General features: G+C 59.1%; 16 protein-coding genes and 1 pseudogene. 10 read left to right on the plus strand and 7 right to left on the minus strand.

What is annotated here, in order from left to right; genetic code table 11:
* The first annotated feature begins 98 nt into the window (after nucleotides 1-98).
* Both moaA and RRF56_RS24355 read left to right on the plus strand, forming a co-directional pair.
* Nucleotides 99-1,085 (plus strand): GTP 3',8-cyclase MoaA, encoded by a 987-nt coding sequence (gene moaA / locus RRF56_RS24350; RefSeq protein ID WP_317035743.1) that lies wholly within the window; start codon nucleotides 99-101, stop codon nucleotides 1,083-1,085.
* A 215-nt stretch (nucleotides 1,086-1,300) separates the two neighbouring features.
* Nucleotides 1,301-2,113 (plus strand): hypothetical protein, encoded by an 813-nt coding sequence (locus RRF56_RS24355; RefSeq protein WP_317035744.1) that lies wholly within the window; start codon nucleotides 1,301-1,303, stop codon nucleotides 2,111-2,113.
* A gap of 47 nt (nucleotides 2,114-2,160) precedes the next feature.
* Here the strand turns inward: RRF56_RS24355 and RRF56_RS24360 are convergent, their stop codons facing one another.
* The gene (locus tag RRF56_RS24360; protein ID WP_317035745.1) at nucleotides 2,161-2,685 is read right to left on the minus strand and encodes a DUF427 domain-containing protein; all 525 of its coding nucleotides are present in this window, start codon (nucleotides 2,683-2,685) and stop codon (nucleotides 2,161-2,163) included.
* Nucleotides 2,686-2,920: 235 nt separating this feature from the next.
* Between RRF56_RS24360 and RRF56_RS24365 the strand changes: the two genes are divergently transcribed.
* A complete protein-coding gene (locus RRF56_RS24365; RefSeq protein ID WP_317035746.1) occupies nucleotides 2,921-4,735 on the plus strand; it encodes a M3 family oligoendopeptidase in 1,815 nt (604 codons plus the stop codon).
* Between the two features lie 84 nt (nucleotides 4,736-4,819).
* Here RRF56_RS24365 and RRF56_RS24370 read toward each other — a convergent pair whose 3' ends face one another.
* Complete coding sequence (locus RRF56_RS24370) at nucleotides 4,820-6,808, minus strand: caspase domain-containing protein (protein WP_317035747.1); 1,989 nt, start codon at nucleotides 6,806-6,808, stop codon at nucleotides 4,820-4,822.
* 252 nt (nucleotides 6,809-7,060) lie between these two features.
* Here RRF56_RS24370 and RRF56_RS24375 point away from each other — a divergent pair, with 252 nt between their 5' ends.
* The 3 genes from RRF56_RS24375 to RRF56_RS24385 all read left to right on the plus strand — a co-directional run bounded on the left by RRF56_RS24375 (nucleotide 7,061) and on the right by RRF56_RS24385 (nucleotide 8,276).
* Nucleotides 7,061-7,447: a hypothetical protein gene (locus RRF56_RS24375; protein WP_317035748.1), complete on the plus strand. Its 387-nt coding sequence runs from the start codon at nucleotides 7,061-7,063 to the stop codon at nucleotides 7,445-7,447.
* 86 nt (nucleotides 7,448-7,533) lie between these two features.
* Entirely contained in the window at nucleotides 7,534-7,710 is a 177-nt protein-coding gene (rpmF, locus tag RRF56_RS24380) for a 50S ribosomal protein L32 (RefSeq protein ID WP_317035749.1), read from the plus strand.
* Nucleotides 7,711-7,922: 212 nt separating this feature from the next.
* Nucleotides 7,923-8,276, plus strand: coding sequence for a DUF4870 domain-containing protein (locus RRF56_RS24385; RefSeq protein ID WP_410510514.1), 354 nt, complete (start codon nucleotides 7,923-7,925; stop codon nucleotides 8,274-8,276).
* Nucleotides 8,277-8,295: 19 nt separating this feature from the next.
* On the opposite strand, the gene RRF56_RS24390 is transcribed toward RRF56_RS24385, so the two are convergent.
* Nucleotides 8,296-10,248 carry a hypothetical protein gene (locus RRF56_RS24390; RefSeq protein ID WP_317035750.1) on the minus strand — a complete coding sequence of 651 codons (1,953 nt, stop codon included), beginning with the start codon at nucleotides 10,246-10,248 and terminating at the stop codon, nucleotides 8,296-8,298.
* Nucleotides 10,249-10,384: 136 nt separating this feature from the next.
* Between RRF56_RS24390 and RRF56_RS24395 the strand changes: the two genes are divergently transcribed.
* Nucleotides 10,385-11,095 carry a hypothetical protein gene (locus RRF56_RS24395; RefSeq protein WP_317035751.1) on the plus strand — a complete coding sequence of 237 codons (711 nt, stop codon included), beginning with the start codon at nucleotides 10,385-10,387 and terminating at the stop codon, nucleotides 11,093-11,095.
* Nucleotides 11,096-11,181: 86 nt separating this feature from the next.
* Here RRF56_RS24395 and RRF56_RS24400 read toward each other — a convergent pair whose 3' ends face one another.
* The 4 genes and pseudogenes from RRF56_RS24400 to RRF56_RS24415 form a co-directional block, all read right to left on the minus strand.
* Nucleotides 11,182-11,499, minus strand: a complete 318-nt coding sequence (locus RRF56_RS24400; protein ID WP_317038377.1) for a DUF2283 domain-containing protein — start codon at nucleotides 11,497-11,499, stop codon at nucleotides 11,182-11,184.
* 72 nt (nucleotides 11,500-11,571) lie between these two features.
* A pseudogene (locus tag RRF56_RS24405) lies at nucleotides 11,572-11,724 on the minus strand (DUF4258 domain-containing protein); the annotation flags it as partial.
* A gap of 272 nt (nucleotides 11,725-11,996) precedes the next feature.
* Complete coding sequence (ndk, locus tag RRF56_RS24410) at nucleotides 11,997-12,446, minus strand: nucleoside-diphosphate kinase (protein ID WP_317035752.1); 450 nt, start codon at nucleotides 12,444-12,446, stop codon at nucleotides 11,997-11,999.
* 269 nt (nucleotides 12,447-12,715) lie between these two features.
* On the minus strand, nucleotides 12,716-13,306 hold the full coding sequence (locus RRF56_RS24415) for a hypothetical protein (RefSeq protein WP_317035753.1): 591 nt from the start codon (nucleotides 13,304-13,306) through the stop codon (nucleotides 12,716-12,718).
* A gap of 43 nt (nucleotides 13,307-13,349) precedes the next feature.
* Between RRF56_RS24415 and RRF56_RS24420 the strand changes: the two genes are divergently transcribed.
* The 3 genes from RRF56_RS24420 to RRF56_RS24430 all read left to right on the plus strand — a co-directional run bounded on the left by RRF56_RS24420 (nucleotide 13,350) and on the right by RRF56_RS24430 (nucleotide 18,585).
* The gene (locus RRF56_RS24420; protein WP_317035754.1) at nucleotides 13,350-13,880 is read left to right on the plus strand and encodes a hypothetical protein; all 531 of its coding nucleotides are present in this window, start codon (nucleotides 13,350-13,352) and stop codon (nucleotides 13,878-13,880) included.
* Between the two features lie 164 nt (nucleotides 13,881-14,044).
* Nucleotides 14,045-14,887, plus strand: a complete 843-nt coding sequence (locus RRF56_RS24425) for a PHP domain-containing protein (RefSeq protein ID WP_317035755.1) — start codon at nucleotides 14,045-14,047, stop codon at nucleotides 14,885-14,887.
* The gene (locus tag RRF56_RS24430; protein WP_317035756.1) at nucleotides 14,884-18,585 is read left to right on the plus strand and encodes a CAAX protease; all 3,702 of its coding nucleotides are present in this window, start codon (nucleotides 14,884-14,886) and stop codon (nucleotides 18,583-18,585) included. The genes RRF56_RS24425 and RRF56_RS24430 overlap by 4 nt, the downstream gene beginning before the upstream one ends.
* Nucleotides 18,586-18,603 lie beyond the last annotated feature (18 nt).

The following is an 18,603-nucleotide window of genomic DNA, read 5'->3' on the forward strand; positions in this document are numbered from 1 at the left end:
CTACCAAAGGGCAAGGGTTAGCTGTTGGTGCCCCATGGAATTTTGACCAGGGTGCCATAATCGGGAGAACGTACCCTTGAGCTGCCCGGTCACCGCCTATGCCTGCCATTGACTACCTCCGTATTAGCCTGATCGATCGCTGCAATTTTCAGTGTCAGTACTGCATGCCCGAGGGGGCCGACTTGCAGTACCTGCCTCAGGCAGAATGGCTGACCCGCGCTGAGCTGCGGCAGCTCTTGCAGGAGGTGTTTATGCCGCTGGGGTTCTCGAATTTTCGGTTGACCGGGGGCGAACCGCTGGTGCGTTCAGAGGTGGTCGATATTGTGCGCGACATTGCTACCCTGCCGGGAGTCACAGACTTGGCCCTGACCACCAACGCTTTTCTACTCAGCGGCCTAGCCCAAAATCTGTGGGATGCCGGGCTGCGACGGCTCAACATCAGTCTCGATTCTCTTGACCCAGCGATTTTCGATCGCATTGTAGGCGGTCGAGGAAAATCGCGGTGGCCCCAGGTGTGGGAGGGCATTCAGGCCGCCCACCGGGTGGGGTTTTCGCCCTTAAAACTCAACGTGGTGGTAATTCCCGGCGTCAACGACCACGAGGTGCTAGACCTGGCGGCGCTGACCCTCGATCGCACCTGGCATGTGCGATTTATTGAATTTATGCCGATTGGCAACGACAGTTTATTTGAGCAAAAGGGCTGGGTAGATTCAGCCACCCTGCGCGATCGCATTCGTCAGCGCTGGGGCCTCAACGCTGGCACCGTTCGCGGCAATGGTCCAGCCGATGTGTTTCAAATTCCTGGGGCCAAGGGCACCGTCGGCTTTATCAGCCAGATGTCGGAGTGCTTCTGCGATCGCTGTAACCGGATGCGGCTGTCGGCTGATGGCTGGCTGCGCCCCTGTCTGCTCAACGAAACTGGACAGCTTGATCTAAAAACTGCTCTACGCCAGGGCATTTCTACCGCTGAGATCAAACACCAGGTCGCCATGCTGCTAGCCGAAAAACCCGAGATTAACTACAAAATGCGCCAGTCGGGCACTTCGGGTGCCTACCAGCGCACCATGTCCCAAATTGGCGGTTGAGCTTAACCTTCAATCGCTCAAAGAACGGCATAAAATGTACTGGTCAGTAGATTGACTACTCTAAAGCTTAACTATTCGGGTATAAAGTGAGGCAGGTGTGCCTAACGTCTACCTTTGCTCTATCCGATTCAGGGTAGCTGTCCCCGATGTAGCCGTTCCCGATATCGATTGTTAGCTAGCCTTCAGCCGTCTGGCCCAGCCGCTTCTCATGCCCTATGGATCACTCCTCTGATTTTATCGAATCGCCTGCCGCACCTGCCCCTCCCTTAGGCCATGGGGACGGGCGGTCTCCCCAGCGACCGGTTTCCTTCACCATTGGGAGCAGTAAGCCCCCCGACGCTAGTAGCGCCCCAACCCCTAGTCCAGCTGCCGCGCCCCAGCCAGCTAAGGCCCAGGCTCATCTGTCTCCCTTTCCGGTACGGGCTCCGGCCTCCCATTTGCCGTTGTTGCCCCGGCGCAAACGCCCCACCTTTAGCCGCCACCGCCACGACGCCAACCCCGCCCTGGCAACTAAGGTGCTTCAAGACATTCAGATGGCCGTGGAAGCCTGGCACCAAGATCTGAGGGAAACCCTGCAGCGCATCCAGACCCTTTACATGGAAGGCCCGATTGTCGATGGCTGGCTCGAAACTGTTGAAGACGGCGCACCCGTCGAGAGTCATGCTCTCGACACCGCTCTGCTGCGCCACGGCGACCCCCAGGCCCTATCGGGTTATGTAGAACGACTGTGCCAATCTCTAGATTCTCCTGCCCCATCTGCGGCCCCCGGGGTCGATCTGGGTCGGGCTGGTTACCGCCTGTGCAGTTTAGATTCTGACGGTCGGGTGCAGCACTTCCCCTGCCCGCCCGAGCAGCTGTCTACGATCAGTTTGGCGATCGCCCGTCATCAGAAGCTACGGCAGATGCTCGACCACAAGCGGTTTCTAGAAGCCAAGCTCAAGCGTACGGTAGAGGTTATGACCAGCAGCCGCGACACCCTGGGCATTGCCCCCACCTGTAGTTCTGAACCAGAAGCAACGGGTGAGTAGGCCGCTGGAGGCAACCCCAACGGCTGTATCTTGACCGATGGCTACAATCACCAACCCCAGGTACCAGGATCGCCTTTGAAGGGGCCGACAATGTCTGATGTGATCCAGCCGCCGTAGAAATCGCCCGGTTGGGACTGCACCAGTTCATCATCCACATAGCAGGCATCCATCCGGCTGGGATAGACGGCAATGTAATTGGCGATCGCCTGAAACGCTTCTGTGGGCTGAGGATAGCTCCAGGCAGCCTGTTCTGCTATGCGTTGGCCTCCGGTGGGGCTTTGCCCCTCGCCTACGGCAATGGTGAAGTAGGTGGCTGCGCCCTTCCACTCGCACAGGGTGGTGCGGGGTACCGGCTGAAAATACTGCATCTGCACATCCTCGGGCGGCAGGTAGTAGGTGGGCGGGTGGCTGGTCTCTAACACCCGCTTGGCCTGGCGCGAGTCGGCTAGGGTCACGCCGTTGAACACAATGCGAATGCGCCGGGTCGAATCTTCCAGGCGCGGCGGACGGGGATAGTCCCACACCGATTCTTGGCCAGGGCCGGGGGAGGTGTGGCGGGGGGGCGTGAACATGGCTCTAAACAGAAATAATGGACAAAATAATGTCTTAAATCTAAAGGATCAGCGGCTTAACTGTGGCGATACGAGCGTTTTGCGGCCGGTTTGCGATCGCATGTTGCTGGTGGGGCTACGGCTACAGAGACGGTAGCCAGCTGTAGGGTCAAGCACGCCGCTAACGTCAAAATTTAGCCAATCGCTCGTCGGTGATTGGCTAAGCTAAGGGCACCCTCTTCGCTCTATTGCCCCTATGCCTCATCTCCAATCCACCTGGGATAACAGCGCTTTTTACACCGGCAGTGACGACCCTCAGATCGCGATCGCAGTAGATAGCCTCAAGACTGAAATTGTCACGCTTTCAACCCTCTGTGCCCCGTTCGCCGAGCACATCGAGCAGGCCTCTCTCCCCGCCGATCAGGTTGAGCCTTTACTGGCCCAGGTTAGAGCTGCCCACCAGCAGCGCACCGCTACGTCTAAGCGCTTGGGCAATCTGCGCACGTTTATCTCGTCGGTGCTCAGTGTTGACTCCCGCGATGCCAGAGCCAGCGAGTGGAAACCTACCCTCCAACAGCTAGGGGCCGAAATCAGCCAGGCTACCAAAGCTCTGGATATTTTTCTATTGCGGGTCAACGACGCTTTTATCCAGGCCCTAGTTGCCGATCCGGTGCTCGAAGAGATCAGCTTCTCGCTGCTGCACCAGCGCCAGCTCAACGACCAGCTACTCAGTCTGGCAGAAGAAAAGCTGATCACCGGTCTGGCGGTGAATGGGCTCCAGGGCTGGGGTAACCTCTACACCGAGCTATCGGGCACGCTACAGTGCACCGTTGACGGCAGCTCGGTAGGGCTGGCCAAAGCCTTCAATCTGCTGAGTTCCCCCGATCGCACTCTGCGTTCTGAGGCGTGGCACGGTGTCAACGCCGCCTGGGAGAGCCGTGCCGATACGGTGGCCGCCATTCTCAACGCGATCAACGGCTGGCGGCTAGAAGAAACCAAGCAGCGATCGCACCACCGACCGCTACACTACCTCGACAAAAGCTGCCACCAAAGCCGCATCGATCGCGCCACCCTCGACGCCATGATGCAGACCACCTATCAGCGGCGATCGGTTGGCCAACGCGCCTTAAAGGCCATGGGTAAGGTGCTCGATCTCCAAACGATGGAACCCTGGGATTTATTTGCCCCACCCCCGTCAGCAAGCCAAGATGCTGGGTTCTCCTTTAGCGAGGCGATTGATTTAGTAGCAAACGCCTTTCGCCAGTTCAACCCGGCCATGGGTGACTTTGCGGTGATGATGGCCGAAAAGGGCTGGATTGATGCCACCCCCACCCCCAACCGAGCCACAGGGGCCTACTGCACCAGCTTTGCAGAGCCAAAAGAGCCCCGCATTTTTATGACCTTTGAAGGCAGTATGAATAACGTGCTGACCCTAGCCCATGAACTGGGCCATGCCTGGCACAACTGGGTAATGGCCGATTTGCCCCGCTACAAAACCTTCTACCCGATGACTCTGGCCGAAACCGCCAGCATTTTTGGCGAAACGCTGGTGCGTGACGCTCTCTTTGAGCAGGCCAGCACCCCTGAACAAAAGCTCGCCATTGCCTGGGAAGAAGGAACCGCCGCCGCCACCTTTTTACTGAATATTCCCGCGCGGTTTCGCTTTGAGCAAACATTGGTTGAGGCCCGCAAGCAGGGCTTTGTGATTGCAGACAACCTCAAAACCATGATGCGTGACAGTTGGCAGCACTGGTATGAAGACAGCCTGGCCAGCTATGACGACATGTTTTGGGCTAGCAAGCTCCACTTTTCGATCGCAGAACTGAGTTTTTACAACTATCCCTACCTGTTTGGCTATTTGTTTAGTCTGGGCATCTATGCCCAAAAAGACCACTATGGCGATGGGTTCAATGACCTCTATACCCAGCTACTGCGAGATACCGGCACCATGACAGCGGAAAAGGTCGTGCAGCGCCACCTTCAACAAGACATTCGCCAGCCACAGTTTTGGCAGGCCAGCCTAGAGATTGTCGATCGCGCCGTCAGCCGGTTAGAGAGCCTGGTGGCGTAATTTACAGCAGGGCAAACACCGTTTGCCCCTACCCATCCACCCATCCACCCATCCACCCATCCACCCATCCACCCATCCACTCCCCTACTGCCCCTGCCACCCCCGAATCTCCTCCTGAGCCTGATCGTAGGCACTGGTGCCCGCTGGCACTAAACCAGCGGCAGAAATCGCGCTGGAAAATTCGCCTGCGGCGGCACGGGCACGGGCGATCGCCAAAATGTCTCGGCTCCACTGGTCGATGCGATCTTGGGCGATCGGCGACTCGGGGTAGTTGGGGGGAATTTGCTGGGCCAGGTCGATCGCCGCCTGAAACGACGTCGCCTGGTCAGGCTGTAGCAGGCTTTGGGCCTCTCGCAACAGCCGTCGGTTGGCCTGGCGCTGCTCCCACTGTTGAATTTGGCTTTGGGCCTGGCCCCAGGTTTCGCCCTGATCTTCAGGCACGAGGCGAGCGGCGCTAATCGCTCCCTCCAGGTCACCGGAGGCTGCCCGGCCCAGGGCCAGATCTAAAATCACCTGACTCCAGCGGGCAATATTCACCTGGGCCTGGTCGTAGGCCGGGTCACCCACGGGCACCTGGCGGGCCTGCTCAATGGCATCGTTAAACAGCGAGGCCGACACAGGCTCGATCAGTCGGCGGGCCTGGTTGAGGGCCGCATCGCCCGACAATTCAGCATTGGCGTAGCCGGTTTCGGCCTGGGTGACCAGGGCATCATAGTCAACGGGGCGCTCTACCTCAGGAATTTGGTTCAACCAGCTCAGGGCTTCACCAAACTGACGCTGGTCGAGGGCGGTTCTAGCCCGGGCTAGGGCCTCGGCCCCGCTGACTGCGCCTGGAAACAATGATTCGCCTGCCGGGGTAGCCCCAGGCTCGGGAGCATCGGTGGCCGGGTCTGGCTCTGCCGGATCTGGCTCTACTGGGGCCGTAACCGGAGGAATAGTCGTCTCTGGAGCCGGGCTCTGCCCCAGAAAACTATCTTGATTGCGCCACAGCACCCCCAGCAATAACAACCCAGCCGCCACTAATCCCCAGCGCAGCCAGGGAATTGAACTGGGTTCGGGGTCTACCTTGGCCACGGTGGACGGGTCGGTGACTGTAAGCAAGGTGCCGGGCGCTAGATCGGGAAAAGGGGCAACGGCAGAGGGCAACGGCTGAGAGGGTGCACCATTGTCGGGGGCTTGGCGTAGAGGTTCTGGGGAGACATCCGTTTCGTGGGCCTCACCCGGTAAAGGCCCGCCTACCTCTGGGAAAAGCAGCTCTGAGGCCGGGGGAGCGTCAGGTAAAGGCTCTGCCTCGGGCGGCACCCCCACGGGCATTTGCCCCACCAGGCTAGAGGGCACTAGCATGGCGTGCTGCTGCCCCGGAGGCACTACGGCTACAGGGTTTTGCACGGGTCGCCAGTGGTGCTGACACAGTTCGGGCAGGCGATCGCCTAGGTAGTCGAGCACCTGTGCCAAGGTCAGGCAGCCGTGGAACCGCATGCCCTCGATCAGCGCTTCTGTGAACAGCCCGTGGCGCACCGCCAGCGTCTCTTGAGAAAACTGGTCGGGCTGACAGGAGAGCACCAGGGGAATGTTGAGGGCTTGGGCCAGGGTGAGCGACTGAGCCCCTAGCCCCTGGCTGCCGGGAGCCGGGTTGAGGGCGCTCTGGGGCCGGTTGATGTCGAGCATGACAATGGACTGACGCTGGTTGCCCTCTGCCAGCCGCTGGAGCATAGTCTCGACTAAAATACCGGTCTGCTCAATGCGGTTGGGGTCGGCATCGATGGGCAGCAGGTAATCTTGCCCCTGCCACTGCACCCCATAGCCGCTAAAGAAAAACCACACCGTATCTTCAGGGCCAGCGCGATCGCAGCTCTGAGCCAACCGCTGCAAGAGTACTGCCTGGGTCGGGGCCGCAGCCCCCTGGTACACCATGGGCGACACGTCGCTCAGCAGTGAACAATACTGGGGAGGCAAGCCGACCTCATTCACCAAAAAATCCCGCAGTTCGAGGGCGTCGAACTGGGCGTACATGAGCGGCTGAAGCGATTGATACTGATTGATACCGACGATTACGGGCCAGTGGCTTGCCATGCCTTGCGAATGCCTCCGGAGGAGCTGAGCTAAAGAGATGAAAAATTCACCTGCAATAGTAGCGCCTGCACAGCTAAACGGAAGCTTAACCAGGAGATTAGGTCTAGGACAATTCTTTATTGACGATTGTTGGCTCTGTCGCTATGGTTAAGGCACTTTTGGGGCATCCTGTAGGGATGCTTGGAGCGATCGGCTATGAAATCTATGTCTTTTCTGAGCGGACACCCTGGGACGAGCGTTGAGGGACGCACCATGCTACCCCGCAGAGCATCCCTGGGCCTACGGTTGACCTTGGCCGTGCTGATGGGCCTAGGTAGCGTGGCCCTACCAACCTTGGTGATGCCGCCTGTGGCCCAAGCCTACACATCGCGAGTCAACCTCTACCTGGTGCGCGAGCAGGGCGAAAGCTTTGACACCCTCGTGCAGCGATCGGAGATTATTGCCCGCGCCGCCATTCAGCGCAGTTTTGATGCCGATGTGCTGATGACCGACGTGATCGTCACCATCATTGGCGACAACCAGGGTATCTCTGTGCCCATTCTCACGGTGCCGGTTAGTCGCGGCGAGTGGCGACTCAGCCCCGATGTTACCCAGTGGGCCAAGTACTTTGAGGCCTCCCGATATCTAGTCATTGATTAATCCCACCTGAGGGTGACGGCAAGATTGCGCAGAACAGCCATCTTGCCCTATAGTTGAAAGGTTGTGAAGTACTAACTATTTCTGTCATGGCGGTTCCCAAGAAGAAAACCTCCAAACAAAAGCGTGACCAGCGTCGCGCTACTTGGAAGCGCACTGGCGCACTGCAAGCTCAAAAGGCGCTGTCCCTAGGCAAGTCTGTGCTCACCGGGCGGTCTACCAGCTTTGTCTATCCCGGCGATGATGAGGACGACGACGAAGAGTAAGGTCGTACGTTGCCTTAAGGGTCTCACCCTCATACTCTTTCTAACCCCCACGCTCTGCGCAAACTCGCAGGGCGTGGGGGTTTAGTCTTGAGTACCTGCCTGAGTCCTGGGGCCTTCACTGGTGAATACTACATTTTGTAAGCAGGCTAGAGACTCTATCCTGCTTCTTGAGTTAGGTTGGCGGCACATTCACTCGTTTTTGTCACCTAACTATGAATCAGCTTGACTCAAACCCAGAATCGCGGATGTGGGCCATGTTAGCTCACCTTAGTGCTTTGTCTGGCTTTGTTATTCCCTTTGGCAATATTGTCGGCCCCCTGATTATTTGGCTGGTTAAGCGCGATGAAATGTCGTTTGTTAACGACCAGGCCAAAGAGGCGCTTAACTTCAACATCTCCATGACCATCTATATGCTGGTGTCGTTGGTGTTGATTTTTGTGGTGGTTGGGATTCTGCTCACAATTGTTGTGGGCCTAGCCTGGCTAGTTTTGGTGATTTTGGCGGCGGTCAAAGCCAACGAAGGCATAGCTTACCGTTATCCTCTCACCCTCAGACTGGTGAAGTAGGCCTTGAGTCAGCAACAACTTAGATAAAGGGGCGCACCTCGCGCATCAGGGGCGATCGCGGGGCGACCCGAGGCGATTCAGTGGGGAGAGGCTCAACGGATGGTTCCTCCGAGGGCTCTACATCGGTGTCTGGACCGGGCAGAGGGGATGGCGATGGTTCATCCACGTCAGGTTCTGGCTCTGGCGAATCGGGGGCGATAGCTTCAGGGGCATTGTCGAGCGCTTCACCGGCCTCAGGGTTAACTAACACTCTGGGGTTGTTGTCTGGAACGCGCCCGAAAGTGTCAGGTTGTGTGTTGGGGGCCGGTGAAGTTGGGGCCGGGGAAATTGGGCCTGGCTGGCTTGGCTGACTGCGCCACTGCTTGAAGCGATCAATCAATCCCTTGGAGGCAGGCGCTGGGCTAGCAGATCGTTCAGCGTCTTTAGGGCTTTGAGGGCGCAGGGGTATGGGCTCGGGTAAGACCTCCGGGGCATTTAAAGCAGGGGGAATTGCTGGACTTCCCTGGGAGTCTTGAACGCCCGTAGCGCCCTCTGGTGAGTTCTCCAGATCTAATTGCACCTCTTCAAGGTCTGATTGCAAGTTCTCTAGATCTGCCTGCAAGTCTTCAAGGTCTGATTGCACGTCCTCCAGCGCGGGGTCGGTCGGTTCAGCGACGTCATCTTCTGAGACAGCGCCGTCTGCTTCAGGGGCGATCGCCGCCGGGGGTGCTTCCTCTACGGGTAGTTCGGGCTGCAACACTGGGTTGGGCTGAAGCTCACCGTCAAGATCAACCGGCGGCTGTCTTTTCTCAGCGGTATCAGGTTCGGCAGGCTCAGACTCGGTGGGCTCTGGCTCAGTGAGTTTATCTGGCAATTCTTCAGGGGCAAGGCTTGGCTGAGCTGGCGCTTTGTCTGGGGCGGCTGGCGAGAGTGGCGCTACCTCTGGTTGTGGTTCGTCTACTTCTGGCACAGGCGCTTCAGCACTTTCAGTGGCTGTACCTTCCGGCTCGCTGACGGGGGCAGGCTCTGGTAGTGGCGGTACGTAGGTGGGGTCAATAATGCCCGCTACCTCTTGGAGCGTCAATTCGCCGCGCACCAAACGAGAGAGGGTATCGGTGCCACCGGGCTGGTAGTCGATGATGCGCACGGTGTTGTTGAAGCGGTTGTCGATGGGGTTGCCAGCATCATCGATCAGTTCGAGCTGCACCCAATTGCGGCCTGGCTTAAAGCCCTTCAGCCAGATCGGCTGCCACTGGTCAAACACAAAGCTCTGGTCGTTGACGGTGCAGCGAATGCGCCAGTCGTGGAGGTCGTCGTTGGCATCGGCCTGGGCGCTCATGTGCAGGGGCGCGTTGGTGAGGTAAAAGTCGAGCATGATCGGCTCGGCCCCATAGCTGCTCTGGGGGCGGCTGTAGGTGAGCAGCGGAGCGCTAGCATCTAGCTCGTTCTGGGGAGTGGGGGCAATTACGTGAAAGGTGCGCTGGTCGAAGGCTCCCTGGTTTTTGAAGCTTTCGTGCCAGGGCCGTGAGGCAAACACGCGCAGGGTGTGGGTGCCGGGCGACAGCCCCTCAAAGGTGATCGGTTCGCTCAGGTCGTAGATAGCCTGGTAGGGTTCATTATCAATGAAGAGATGCAGGTGGGGGCCGAGCTGCCAGTCATCGTTTCTAAACAGCGGTAGACCGCGCACCTGGAGCCGCACGGCGGCGGTGGTGTCGTTGAGCACCTCGCCGGGACGAGGGCTGAGAATGCGCACCTGGGGGGTGTAGGCGTCAATAATTTGCTTGAGGGTCTCTAGGGCGGCGGGGGGCGAGACCTCGGCCATTTGCCCCGTGAGGCGATTGGGCTGGGGGGTCGGCTCTGAGATCAGCTCGGTGGGCTGAGTGGGCTTGGCGCAGCTGGCGGTGGTGAAGGTGAGTAGTGCGATCGCAACTAGAGCGACAAGCCGCCGTCCGAGGGCTGTCACCCTGCGGATTCCCCCATGTATCGTGCCCATGCCGGTATTCTCTCCGTCTTTGCACCTATAACGATAGGCCACTTTAGGGCGTTTACCGCAATCGCCACACAGGTTTTTGCTAGCGTAGAATTGCTGAGCTACACTGGCTCGACAGGAGTAGAGAGGGCTATCTGAGATGCGGGCAAAACAGATTGTGGTACTCACCCTATCGCTGGTGGTCGGCCTCTCGGCGGGGGCCGTTGCAGCCACTGCGTTCTACTGGAACCGGGCCACGGCGTTGCCCACCTGGTACAGCACCAGCGGGGCCGATACCGCTGTGGCCGATGTCAGCACTGGTAACAGCAACCTGCTCCGAGCCAAGCTAGCCAGTGGCCAGGGAGTGCGCTATGGCGACAACAACCGGGTCGAGATTTCGCTCACCGAGGCCGAACTCACTCAGCTGCTGGCCGAGGGCATCGCCCAGACTCCCCAGGCCGCTCCGTTTTTGCCTGCCACTAGGAGCCTTAACGCGACGATTAGCGGCGATCGCGTCGCCGGAGGCATGGTTGTCAACCCTGCCGATATCCCCACCCAGGCGCTGCCTCCCCAGGCCCGCCAGGCTCTCGAAACTGCCTTTAATACTATCCCCATGCTGGGCGATCGCCCCCTCTACGTTGGCATTGAGGGCAGTCCCCAGATCGACAATGGCCGCTTGGTGCTGAGCAACGACACCCGCGTGCAGATTGGCCGGGTTAATCTATCCCTAGAGGATGTCTCTCGGCTTACGGGCATCAGCCCCGCCCAGCTGAATGAGCGCATTAACGTAGCCCTGCCCCACGCGGGCCTCACCCTCGACGGGCTAGAGTTTATCAACGGCGAAGCGGTATTGCGGGGCGTGACCCAATAACGGCTCGTCATTGGGGTGGTGAAAGGTTCGGAGTTAGTTAGAGGGCTCGGTTCTGGGCGGGGTCTGGACGGCGGCGATCGCAAGGGTCATGCGCTCTGTAGAAAAATGTGCTGATTCTGCAAAATCTGTTTGGCAAACGAAAGCTTTGACCGCAGGTCTGCATCTGCCAAAGTTTCTAAAAAGCTCAAAAATTCAACTTGCTGCCCAGGGTTTCTAAAGGGAAGTGCCTTGGTGGCCAAGTTGGGCAAATTTGCCCTAACTCGTAGCAGTTCAACTCCAACGACCTGATTCTTAGCATCATAGTCATACACCACATCAGCTTCAATCGATTCCGAGTCCGTCACCTCCTCTTCTAGGAACCGCAGATACAGGGCATCCGCCTCTGAGTCGAACTGGATCTTCATAGTCTGCCTCGCATCCGCCGATCGAAGTGAACCGTCACCACGCGCTAAGGCTTGGTAACCGCATTTATAGACAACCTTCAAGACTCGCCCTTCTGCTTCTGGAAACTCTCGATAGGCGCATTGACAATCGGCATCGTCTGGATGAGGTTCGAGTAGAGACGGTTCCATTAGGGTTAGCGCAACCCATTGCAAATCAATTTTTCGCTCAGTCAGCCGGTTCTTGGCATGGTCACTGAGAGCGTAGGGGAATGGCTAATTGCTCATTCATCGGGTGGCTAAACCAACAGTTAAAGGCACCTCATCTTCCCAAGGCTAGAGCGTCGGAACGTGCCATCAGACGCTCCAGCGTCTTTGAGATTGGGACGCAGGAGCGCCAGGGTAGCCTTCCCCCATAGAGGGTGGGAACGAGGATGTGAGAAGACCAGAAACCGGTTTCTAGCGGGGCGTTTGCCTAGGCCCAAGGGCTGGGCCGAGAAGCCCGGTTTCTAGGCTCGGGTCTATTCGTAGAGCCAGCCTTGAGCAGCGGGTTCCCAGCTAACCAGTTCGCTGTCGCCAAACCACAGGGCGATCTCGGACTGGGCCGTCTCGGGCGCGTCGGAGCCGTGGATAATGTTGCGGCCTACGGTGACCCCCAGGTCGCCGCGAATGGTGCCGGGGTCAGCTTCTAGGGGCTTGGTGGCACCAATAATTTTGCGGGCCGAGGCGATCACACCCTCGCCTTCCCATACCATGGCCACCACGGGGCCAGAGGTAATGAAATCGACCAGTCCGGCGAAGAAGGGGCGCTCGCGGTGCACGTCGTAGTGCTTCTCCGCTAGCTCACGGGAGACGGCCATGAACTTCATGCCCACCAGCTTAAAACCCTTGGTTTCAAACCGACCAATGATGTTGCTGACCAGGCCGCGCTGCACGCCGTCGGGCTTGATCATCAAAAAAGTGCGTTCCATAGATACCTGTTCCTAATGCCTGGTAAAAGAGTTGATTGCGAAAGGGTCTGCGGTAAAAGACCTACACTATGGTCAGAAACGGTGGCCACTTTGTAAAGGATTTGGCCAAAGATTTATGGTTTCGGTTTGTGGTTTACGGTCTGCGGTTTACGGTCTGCGGCTCTACCTTGCACCTGCACCTGGCGCCATTCACCGCTTACACCTGCCACCTGGCACCTTCCACCTTCCACTGCACCTTGCCCCTTCCACCGTTTACCCAACACCCCACCCTAACCCACCGGCCAATACCGATCGCTCCCTTGGTCATATCGCCAGCCACAGCCATCGGGGTCGCGATCGCGGCTCCAGGCAGACAAATCAGGGGTAGCACGGTAGATCGCCAGATCGGCTTCGGTACAGCCCAGGCGCTGGGCGAGGGCGGCGGCGGTGAGCGAAAGGGCGATCGCTGGGGTCGTGGTGGGGGCGGGGTCTGCTGTGGTCTGGCTCCAGGAGCGAAAGGTGTAGAGCACATCCCCGCCTGGAGTGGGTTCAAAGTCGCCCCAAAAGTCTTTGGCCCGCTGGTCGAGAAATTGGCGGGCCTCGCTGCCGGTTAGCTGGGCCGCGATCGCAAAATCGAGCACACTAATGCGGCCCTGGTGCGCTGCAATTTGGTCATAGAACAGCTGGTGGAGAGCCCGCTGCCGCGCCCGCTGTCGCCGCCAACCCCACACCGCGCCGCCGACGATACCCCCTAGCACCAGCCAGGGCAGCAGCAGCCGAATTACTAACACACCCAACAGCGCCACGGCGGCCAAGGCCAGCGCTACCCTCAAACGATATTCAAACCCGGCACCGGGGTTATGGAAAGGCCGCAGGGGCATATATCCTCAAGAGTGAATTGCTTTCTATGCTGCCACAGCCGCCATGCTAACCTTTGCCACCCCCGCCGACGAGACCCAGGCCGCCCAGCTCATGCAGCCCTGCCTGATTCGCGTCGTTGACAACATTCGCAAGCACACTGAAACCCTCGACTGGCGCAGCGAATACCTAGAGCAGGTGCGCTGGCCGGGCACTGCCACCGCTGAGCAGCGCCAGCAGGTGCGCGATTTGGCCGCTCAGCTCGAAGGAGCATCCCCCCAGCAGGTCGAAGTGATTCGTCAGCAGTTGAGTCAGCTGCCCACCCCTACCCCGGCCTACGAACTGCGCCTGACCCAGGGCGACGCCGCTGCACCCACTCGCACCGCTACCCTTGATCTGTGGGAACTGTGCTTTGAGGTCTGTTTTGACCACTACCACCCCCAACAGCCGGTTGCGGTCGATACCGCGCTTTTGTTTGAGGACGGCGAAATCAACTGGTTGGTGCTCGACGAAAAGGCGAAAGCTCGGGTAGAACGGGCCATTGACCAGGCCACAGCGGCGGTTTCACCAGGGCCATACGGCACAATAGAGCAGTAGTGTTCTCTCTAGAGGGTTCTCTCTAGGCCTAACTCCCACCCCGACCTGAGGCGATGGCCAGCAGATGCCAGGGTTTACCTGCCAAGACCAACCGCTGTGGCGTTGCCCACCACCGGGGAGAACCGAGTCACAAGCTTGCTTTTAGTCTGTTTTAGCCATAAATCATGCTCGATCTGCACAGTCACACCACCTTCTCAGACGGCTCCCTGACGCCGACGGAGTTAGTCGCTGCCGCCCTAGAGTCGGGACTTCGGGCGCTGGCTATCACCGACCATGACACCCTAGCTGGGTGGGATGAGGCAGAGCTGGCGGCTGGCGATCGCCTGGAGGTGGTGCCGGGGGTAGAGCTGAGCACGGTGGAAGGGGGCCGATCGCTCCATATTTTGGGCTTTTATCCCAACCGCACGGCCCTTGAGCCACCCCTCAGCCAGCGCCTGGCGGGTCGCCGCCGCCGTGCCCAACACATGGTCGATAAGCTTGGCGAATTGGGTTATCCCATCGAACTGCCGCCCATGGGGGGCAATATGGCCCCTGGTCGGCCCCACTTGGCGGCGGCACTGGTTAAGGCGGGCCACGCCGAGTCAAAACGAGAGGCCTTTGATCGCTGGCTGGGCGATCACGGCCCCGTCTTTGTGCAGTACGAAAAGTTTTCGGCGGCTGAGGGCATTCAGCTCTTGCGCGACTGTGGTGCAGTACCGGTGTGGGCGCACCCGCACCTGTTTAAGGGATCAACGGTGACGGCCCTGCTGCCCCAGCTAGTCGATGCCGGGCTGATGGGGGTCGAAGTCTACCATCCTCACCACAGCCCTAGCGATGTGCGGCGGCTAGAAGACTATTGCCGCAGCCACAATCTGGTGATGACCGGCGGCAGCGATTACCATGGGCCAGCAGAAAACAGCAAGCGCGATCGCAAAGCCCCGGCCCCGGCTACTCTCAACCAACTGCACCTGCCCCTAGACCTGCTAGTCCCCTTAAAACAGGCGGCGGCGACCCTCTCTCACCCATGATTGAACCGACCTTTGAAACCCTCTGGCAGGCCCTAGCAGGTATTTTGAGCTTCAGCCCTGAGGCCTTTCTAGCCCTGCGCCAGTTTCCAGACGATACCGTAGACGCCCTGGCCCTGGTGGTGGTGTTCGTGGCAGGGTTTTCCCAGGCGGTGGCCCAAAGCATTATTTTGTTTGTTAACCAGGTCAAGCCTCTGCGGTTTGTGCTCAGTCTGGTGCTGGCGGCGCTGCTGTTCGTGGCAGGCTATCTGTTTTGGGCGCTGAGTATCTGGCTGGCTAGCCGCTGGTTTCTAGAACAGTCGATTAGCTGGCAGGCGGTGACCGACGCCCTCGCTTTTAGTTATTTACCGCTGGTGTTTAGTTTTTTGGGTGCTATGCCCTACCTAGGAGTGCCCGTTCTGCGGCTGCTCTGGGTCTGGAACTTGCTGGCGGTGGTGGTGGGGTTTGCGGTGTTGGCTAACCTCAGCGCCCCTCAGGCAATGGGCCACGTCGGGTTGGGCTGGGTAGTGCTGCTAGTGCTTCAACAGACCGTGGGACAGCCAATTGTTAACCTGGGCCGCTGGCTAGCTAACCATACAGCCGGAGTCAAGCTGGTGATTAACCGGGGTCAGCTCAAGACCCTGATTGCCGCCAATCCCCTGGGGCCAAACCCAGCGGAATCGATCGCCAAGCGATCCTCATCGGCGGCCACGAGCCTCCCTCCCCTGCCCTCGCCCCCTAAGCCTGGTTTAACCCCGCCGCCGTCCTCTGATCTGTCGCCATCGACCTTGGCAGATATTGCCCCCCGTCGCTTCTCGCGGCGATCGATCTTGGCATCGCGGCAGCTGACCTTACTGGGCATCTATGTAGGGTTGGCAGGATTGGCGCTGGTGGTCGCCCTCAGCCTAGAGCCCCTGCGGGCCATGATCACCACCGGGCATGGTCAGAGCCGCACGGCCCGCTGGCTGGCTGACTTGCTCTGGATTGGGGCGATCGCCCTGGTGGTGGCGGCCATGCTCGCTCCCCTAGAGGCCCTGGGCTGGTGGGCTGGCTGGTATGGCGACGGTGTCGATACCCGCCACCCCGAGCGGCTGAACGACCCCGTCGCCACCCCCTCGCCCCGGCGGCGGTTTATTGTTTACCTCGACGGCATTAACCAGGCCACCGCCGACTACCAGCCCACCGTGGCCCGTTACCTCGATCATCTGAGCGACCAGTTGCCCGCCGATATTGCTCTGGTCAAGGGGCTGATTCCTTACTCGGTACTCAACCGATCGCTCACCCAAGACCGGCCCCTGGCCTTCTTCTGGCGCGGCATAGAAGCCCTGACCCAGCGGCTTGGCCCCTGGGTGGGAATGATTATCAACCTGCGTAATATTTTGATCGTGGCGGTTTCCGCCGACCAGCGCTTTGGGCCCATTTATAATCAGGGTGTTGCCCAGCGGGTGTACGAAAGCCTCATCCGTCAGGGCTACCCTCCGACCGGCGGCATTCCCCTCACCCTAATTGGCTACAGCGGCGGCGGGCAGATTGCTATGGGCATTTTGCCCTTTCTTAAACAGGCGCTAGGGGCACCCATAGAGGTAATCTCGTTGGCCGGAGTGATCAGCGGCAACAGTCGCGCCCTAGAGGCCGAGCAGCTTTACCACTTGGTAGGTACCCAAGACCGAGTCGAACGGTTGGGGCCAATTATGTTTCCTCGCCGCTGGGCGATCGCGCCCCTGTCTTACTGGAACCGAGCCAAGCGTAAAGGCAAAATCAGCCTGGTTTCCCTAGGCCCAGTGCGTCACCAGGTGCCCGGTGGTGTGCTCGACGACCAAGCCTTTTTACCTGATGGTCGTAGTCATCTGCAACAGACCCTAGACCTAACCCTCGATATTTTGGTCGGTGACCTGCGCCAACACCTCGACTTACAAAAAATTCAGGTGGTTAACCTCGGTAACTACTACCATTTTCAAGCTGCTCCCTTTAACCACCCCAGCTACTACCTGGTGCAGCAAACCTTGGCCGCACCGGAGTATCGCCCCGTGGGCCAATGGCTAGGGCGACTGGTGCTACCTGAGCTAGACCAGCGCGCCGACCTCGATGGCGTGTGGCTAGAACTGCTGCATACACCGCCCGCCTACCGAGACTGGCTGGGGCAGCGGGTGCTGCTGCGCTGGCAATATCCTAAGGACCTCAACCAACGCTTGCAGACCGTTAGCCGCGACATTCACTTCAGTGCCGAGGCCGAAGACTCGCACCGCCAGGGGCTAATTTTGCCTACCCGCCTCAACCACTGGCGACTGGTCACTCCCCTTGAATCGCTGGCCGGAGCCCGCCCCGTCGACGATGTCATCGTTAAACTGCCCGACCCAGTCAGCGTTGGGGGGGGCTTCGACCGAGGCCCCAACCAGCGTCACCCACTCACCCTCACGATCGCCCACGAACCGATCCAAATTGCAGGACTTTACTACGCCCTGGTGCAGTTTCTCGGTCCTGTAGAGGAAGGTCTGGAACGCTATCGAGTGGTGCACTACAACCCGGCGACGAAAGCCTTTGATGGCTTTCAAGAAACCGTGCGGCTGCCGCTGGTGATACCCGACGGAGATGGCATTGCCCCCTCGACTAATCGCGATCTGGAGCGATCGCTCCTCAATACCGCTGGCTGGTATATCCACGGCGCTCAGGCCCATGACGGCGAGTTTGTAGTGCAGGCCCTGCGGCCCCGCTGTCTGTTTCAGCTGCGGCCCGATCACATTGTGACTAGCGCCCGTCAAGGACGACAATACCTGCGCCGTGAGTCGTGGGCCAATTTAGTGGCCAAAAAAGGCACCACTGAGTCAGTGCTGATTGACCCCAAAGCGAAGGATGCCCAGGCGGCGATCGCTCAGTGGCAGCTAGGCGACCAGGCTCTGCTGGTGCATGTCTATGGCGGCATTGGTGGCGAACAGCGCGAGCCCGCCGCCAAAGGGCCGATTTACTTTGGCCACTTTGCCTACGGCATCGCCACTGTGGTGCGTGAACCTCTCACCCAAGAGCTTCAGTTTGACATTCATTACCACCAGGTCTATACCCACAACCGGCGCGGGCTGATTGCAGGCACCCTCGATTGGTCGCTGTATATGGGCGATCGCCAGTGGGGGTTTATGGGCACTCGGCCCGTATCCGACATCCTAATTAAACTCCCTGCCTATACCGAACCCTTCGACTTCAAGGGTGTTCCCTGGGCCGCCCTTGACGACCTCCGCATAGAGCTAGAACTGATGACGGCCCGCTACCGTACCGGTGATGGCACTGGCGTTACCTACGTCGGCCCAGCCAACAACTGCGCCCAAGACTCAAACCAAGCCATGTATGCCAGTGCCGCTCATCTAGAGGCCTCAGTCCTAGCCCATCGAGCCACTCTCAAAGCCTGGGAAGCCGACAATCCCCACCAAGCCCAGCAGTTTCAGCAGTTGCTAAAACTGCGCCGAGACATTCAGCGCCAGCTATTGCCCTTAGGCAGTGCCCGCGCTGATTGGGCTCACGAACATGAATCCCTTGGCAGTAATCTCTCCGACTACCCGCTTAAAACCCTGGGGCGGGGTTTGCTGAGCTGGCGCACCATGCTGCCGCGTAAAGCTAGTGACACCATAACTCAACTCTGTCTGCGCCATGGCGCGGCCCTATGGGTACTGCGCACCAACCAAATCGGCGGTCACGATCCCGCTATCGAGCCGCTTGCCCCCCTAACCCTGTAAACAAACCCACGTCATCAT

Source organism: Nodosilinea sp. E11, assembly GCF_032813545.1.
In the GTDB taxonomy this organism is placed as follows: Bacteria; Cyanobacteriota; Cyanobacteriia; order Phormidesmidales; family Phormidesmidaceae; genus Nodosilinea.

Bases quoted from the DNA above. Each gene is read 5' to 3' on its own strand.
- RRF56_RS24420 (WP_317035754.1), top strand. From the start codon at position 13,350: ATGCTAACCTTTGCCACCCCCGCCGACGAGACCCAGGCCGCCCAGCTC.
- RRF56_RS24365 (WP_317035746.1), top strand. From the start codon at position 2,921: ATGCCTCATCTCCAATCCACCTGGGATAACAGCGCTTTTTACACCGGC.
- RRF56_RS24395 (WP_317035751.1), top strand. From the start codon at position 10,385: ATGCGGGCAAAACAGATTGTGGTACTCACCCTATCGCTGGTGGTCGGC.
- RRF56_RS24385 (WP_410510514.1), top strand. From the start codon at position 7,923: ATGAATCAGCTTGACTCAAACCCAGAATCGCGGATGTGGGCCATGTTA.
- RRF56_RS24400 (WP_317038377.1), bottom strand. From the start codon at position 11,499: ATGAAGATCCAGTTCGACTCAGAGGCGGATGCCCTGTATCTGCGGTTC.
- RRF56_RS24360 (WP_317035745.1), bottom strand. From the start codon at position 2,685: ATGTTCACGCCCCCCCGCCACACCTCCCCCGGCCCTGGCCAAGAATCG.
- RRF56_RS24355 (WP_317035744.1), top strand. From the start codon at position 1,301: ATGGATCACTCCTCTGATTTTATCGAATCGCCTGCCGCACCTGCCCCT.
- rpmF (WP_317035749.1), top strand. From the start codon at position 7,534: ATGGCGGTTCCCAAGAAGAAAACCTCCAAACAAAAGCGTGACCAGCGT.
- RRF56_RS24370 (WP_317035747.1), bottom strand. From the start codon at position 6,808: ATGGCAAGCCACTGGCCCGTAATCGTCGGTATCAATCAGTATCAATCG.
- RRF56_RS24375 (WP_317035748.1), top strand. From the start codon at position 7,061: ATGCTACCCCGCAGAGCATCCCTGGGCCTACGGTTGACCTTGGCCGTG.
- ndk (WP_317035752.1), bottom strand. From the start codon at position 12,446: ATGGAACGCACTTTTTTGATGATCAAGCCCGACGGCGTGCAGCGCGGC.
- RRF56_RS24415 (WP_317035753.1), bottom strand. From the start codon at position 13,306: ATGCCCCTGCGGCCTTTCCATAACCCCGGTGCCGGGTTTGAATATCGT.
- RRF56_RS24430 (WP_317035756.1), top strand. From the start codon at position 14,884: ATGATTGAACCGACCTTTGAAACCCTCTGGCAGGCCCTAGCAGGTATT.
- RRF56_RS24425 (WP_317035755.1), top strand. From the start codon at position 14,045: ATGCTCGATCTGCACAGTCACACCACCTTCTCAGACGGCTCCCTGACG.
- RRF56_RS24390 (WP_317035750.1), bottom strand. From the start codon at position 10,248: ATGGGCACGATACATGGGGGAATCCGCAGGGTGACAGCCCTCGGACGG.
- moaA (WP_317035743.1), top strand. From the start codon at position 99: ATGCCTGCCATTGACTACCTCCGTATTAGCCTGATCGATCGCTGCAAT.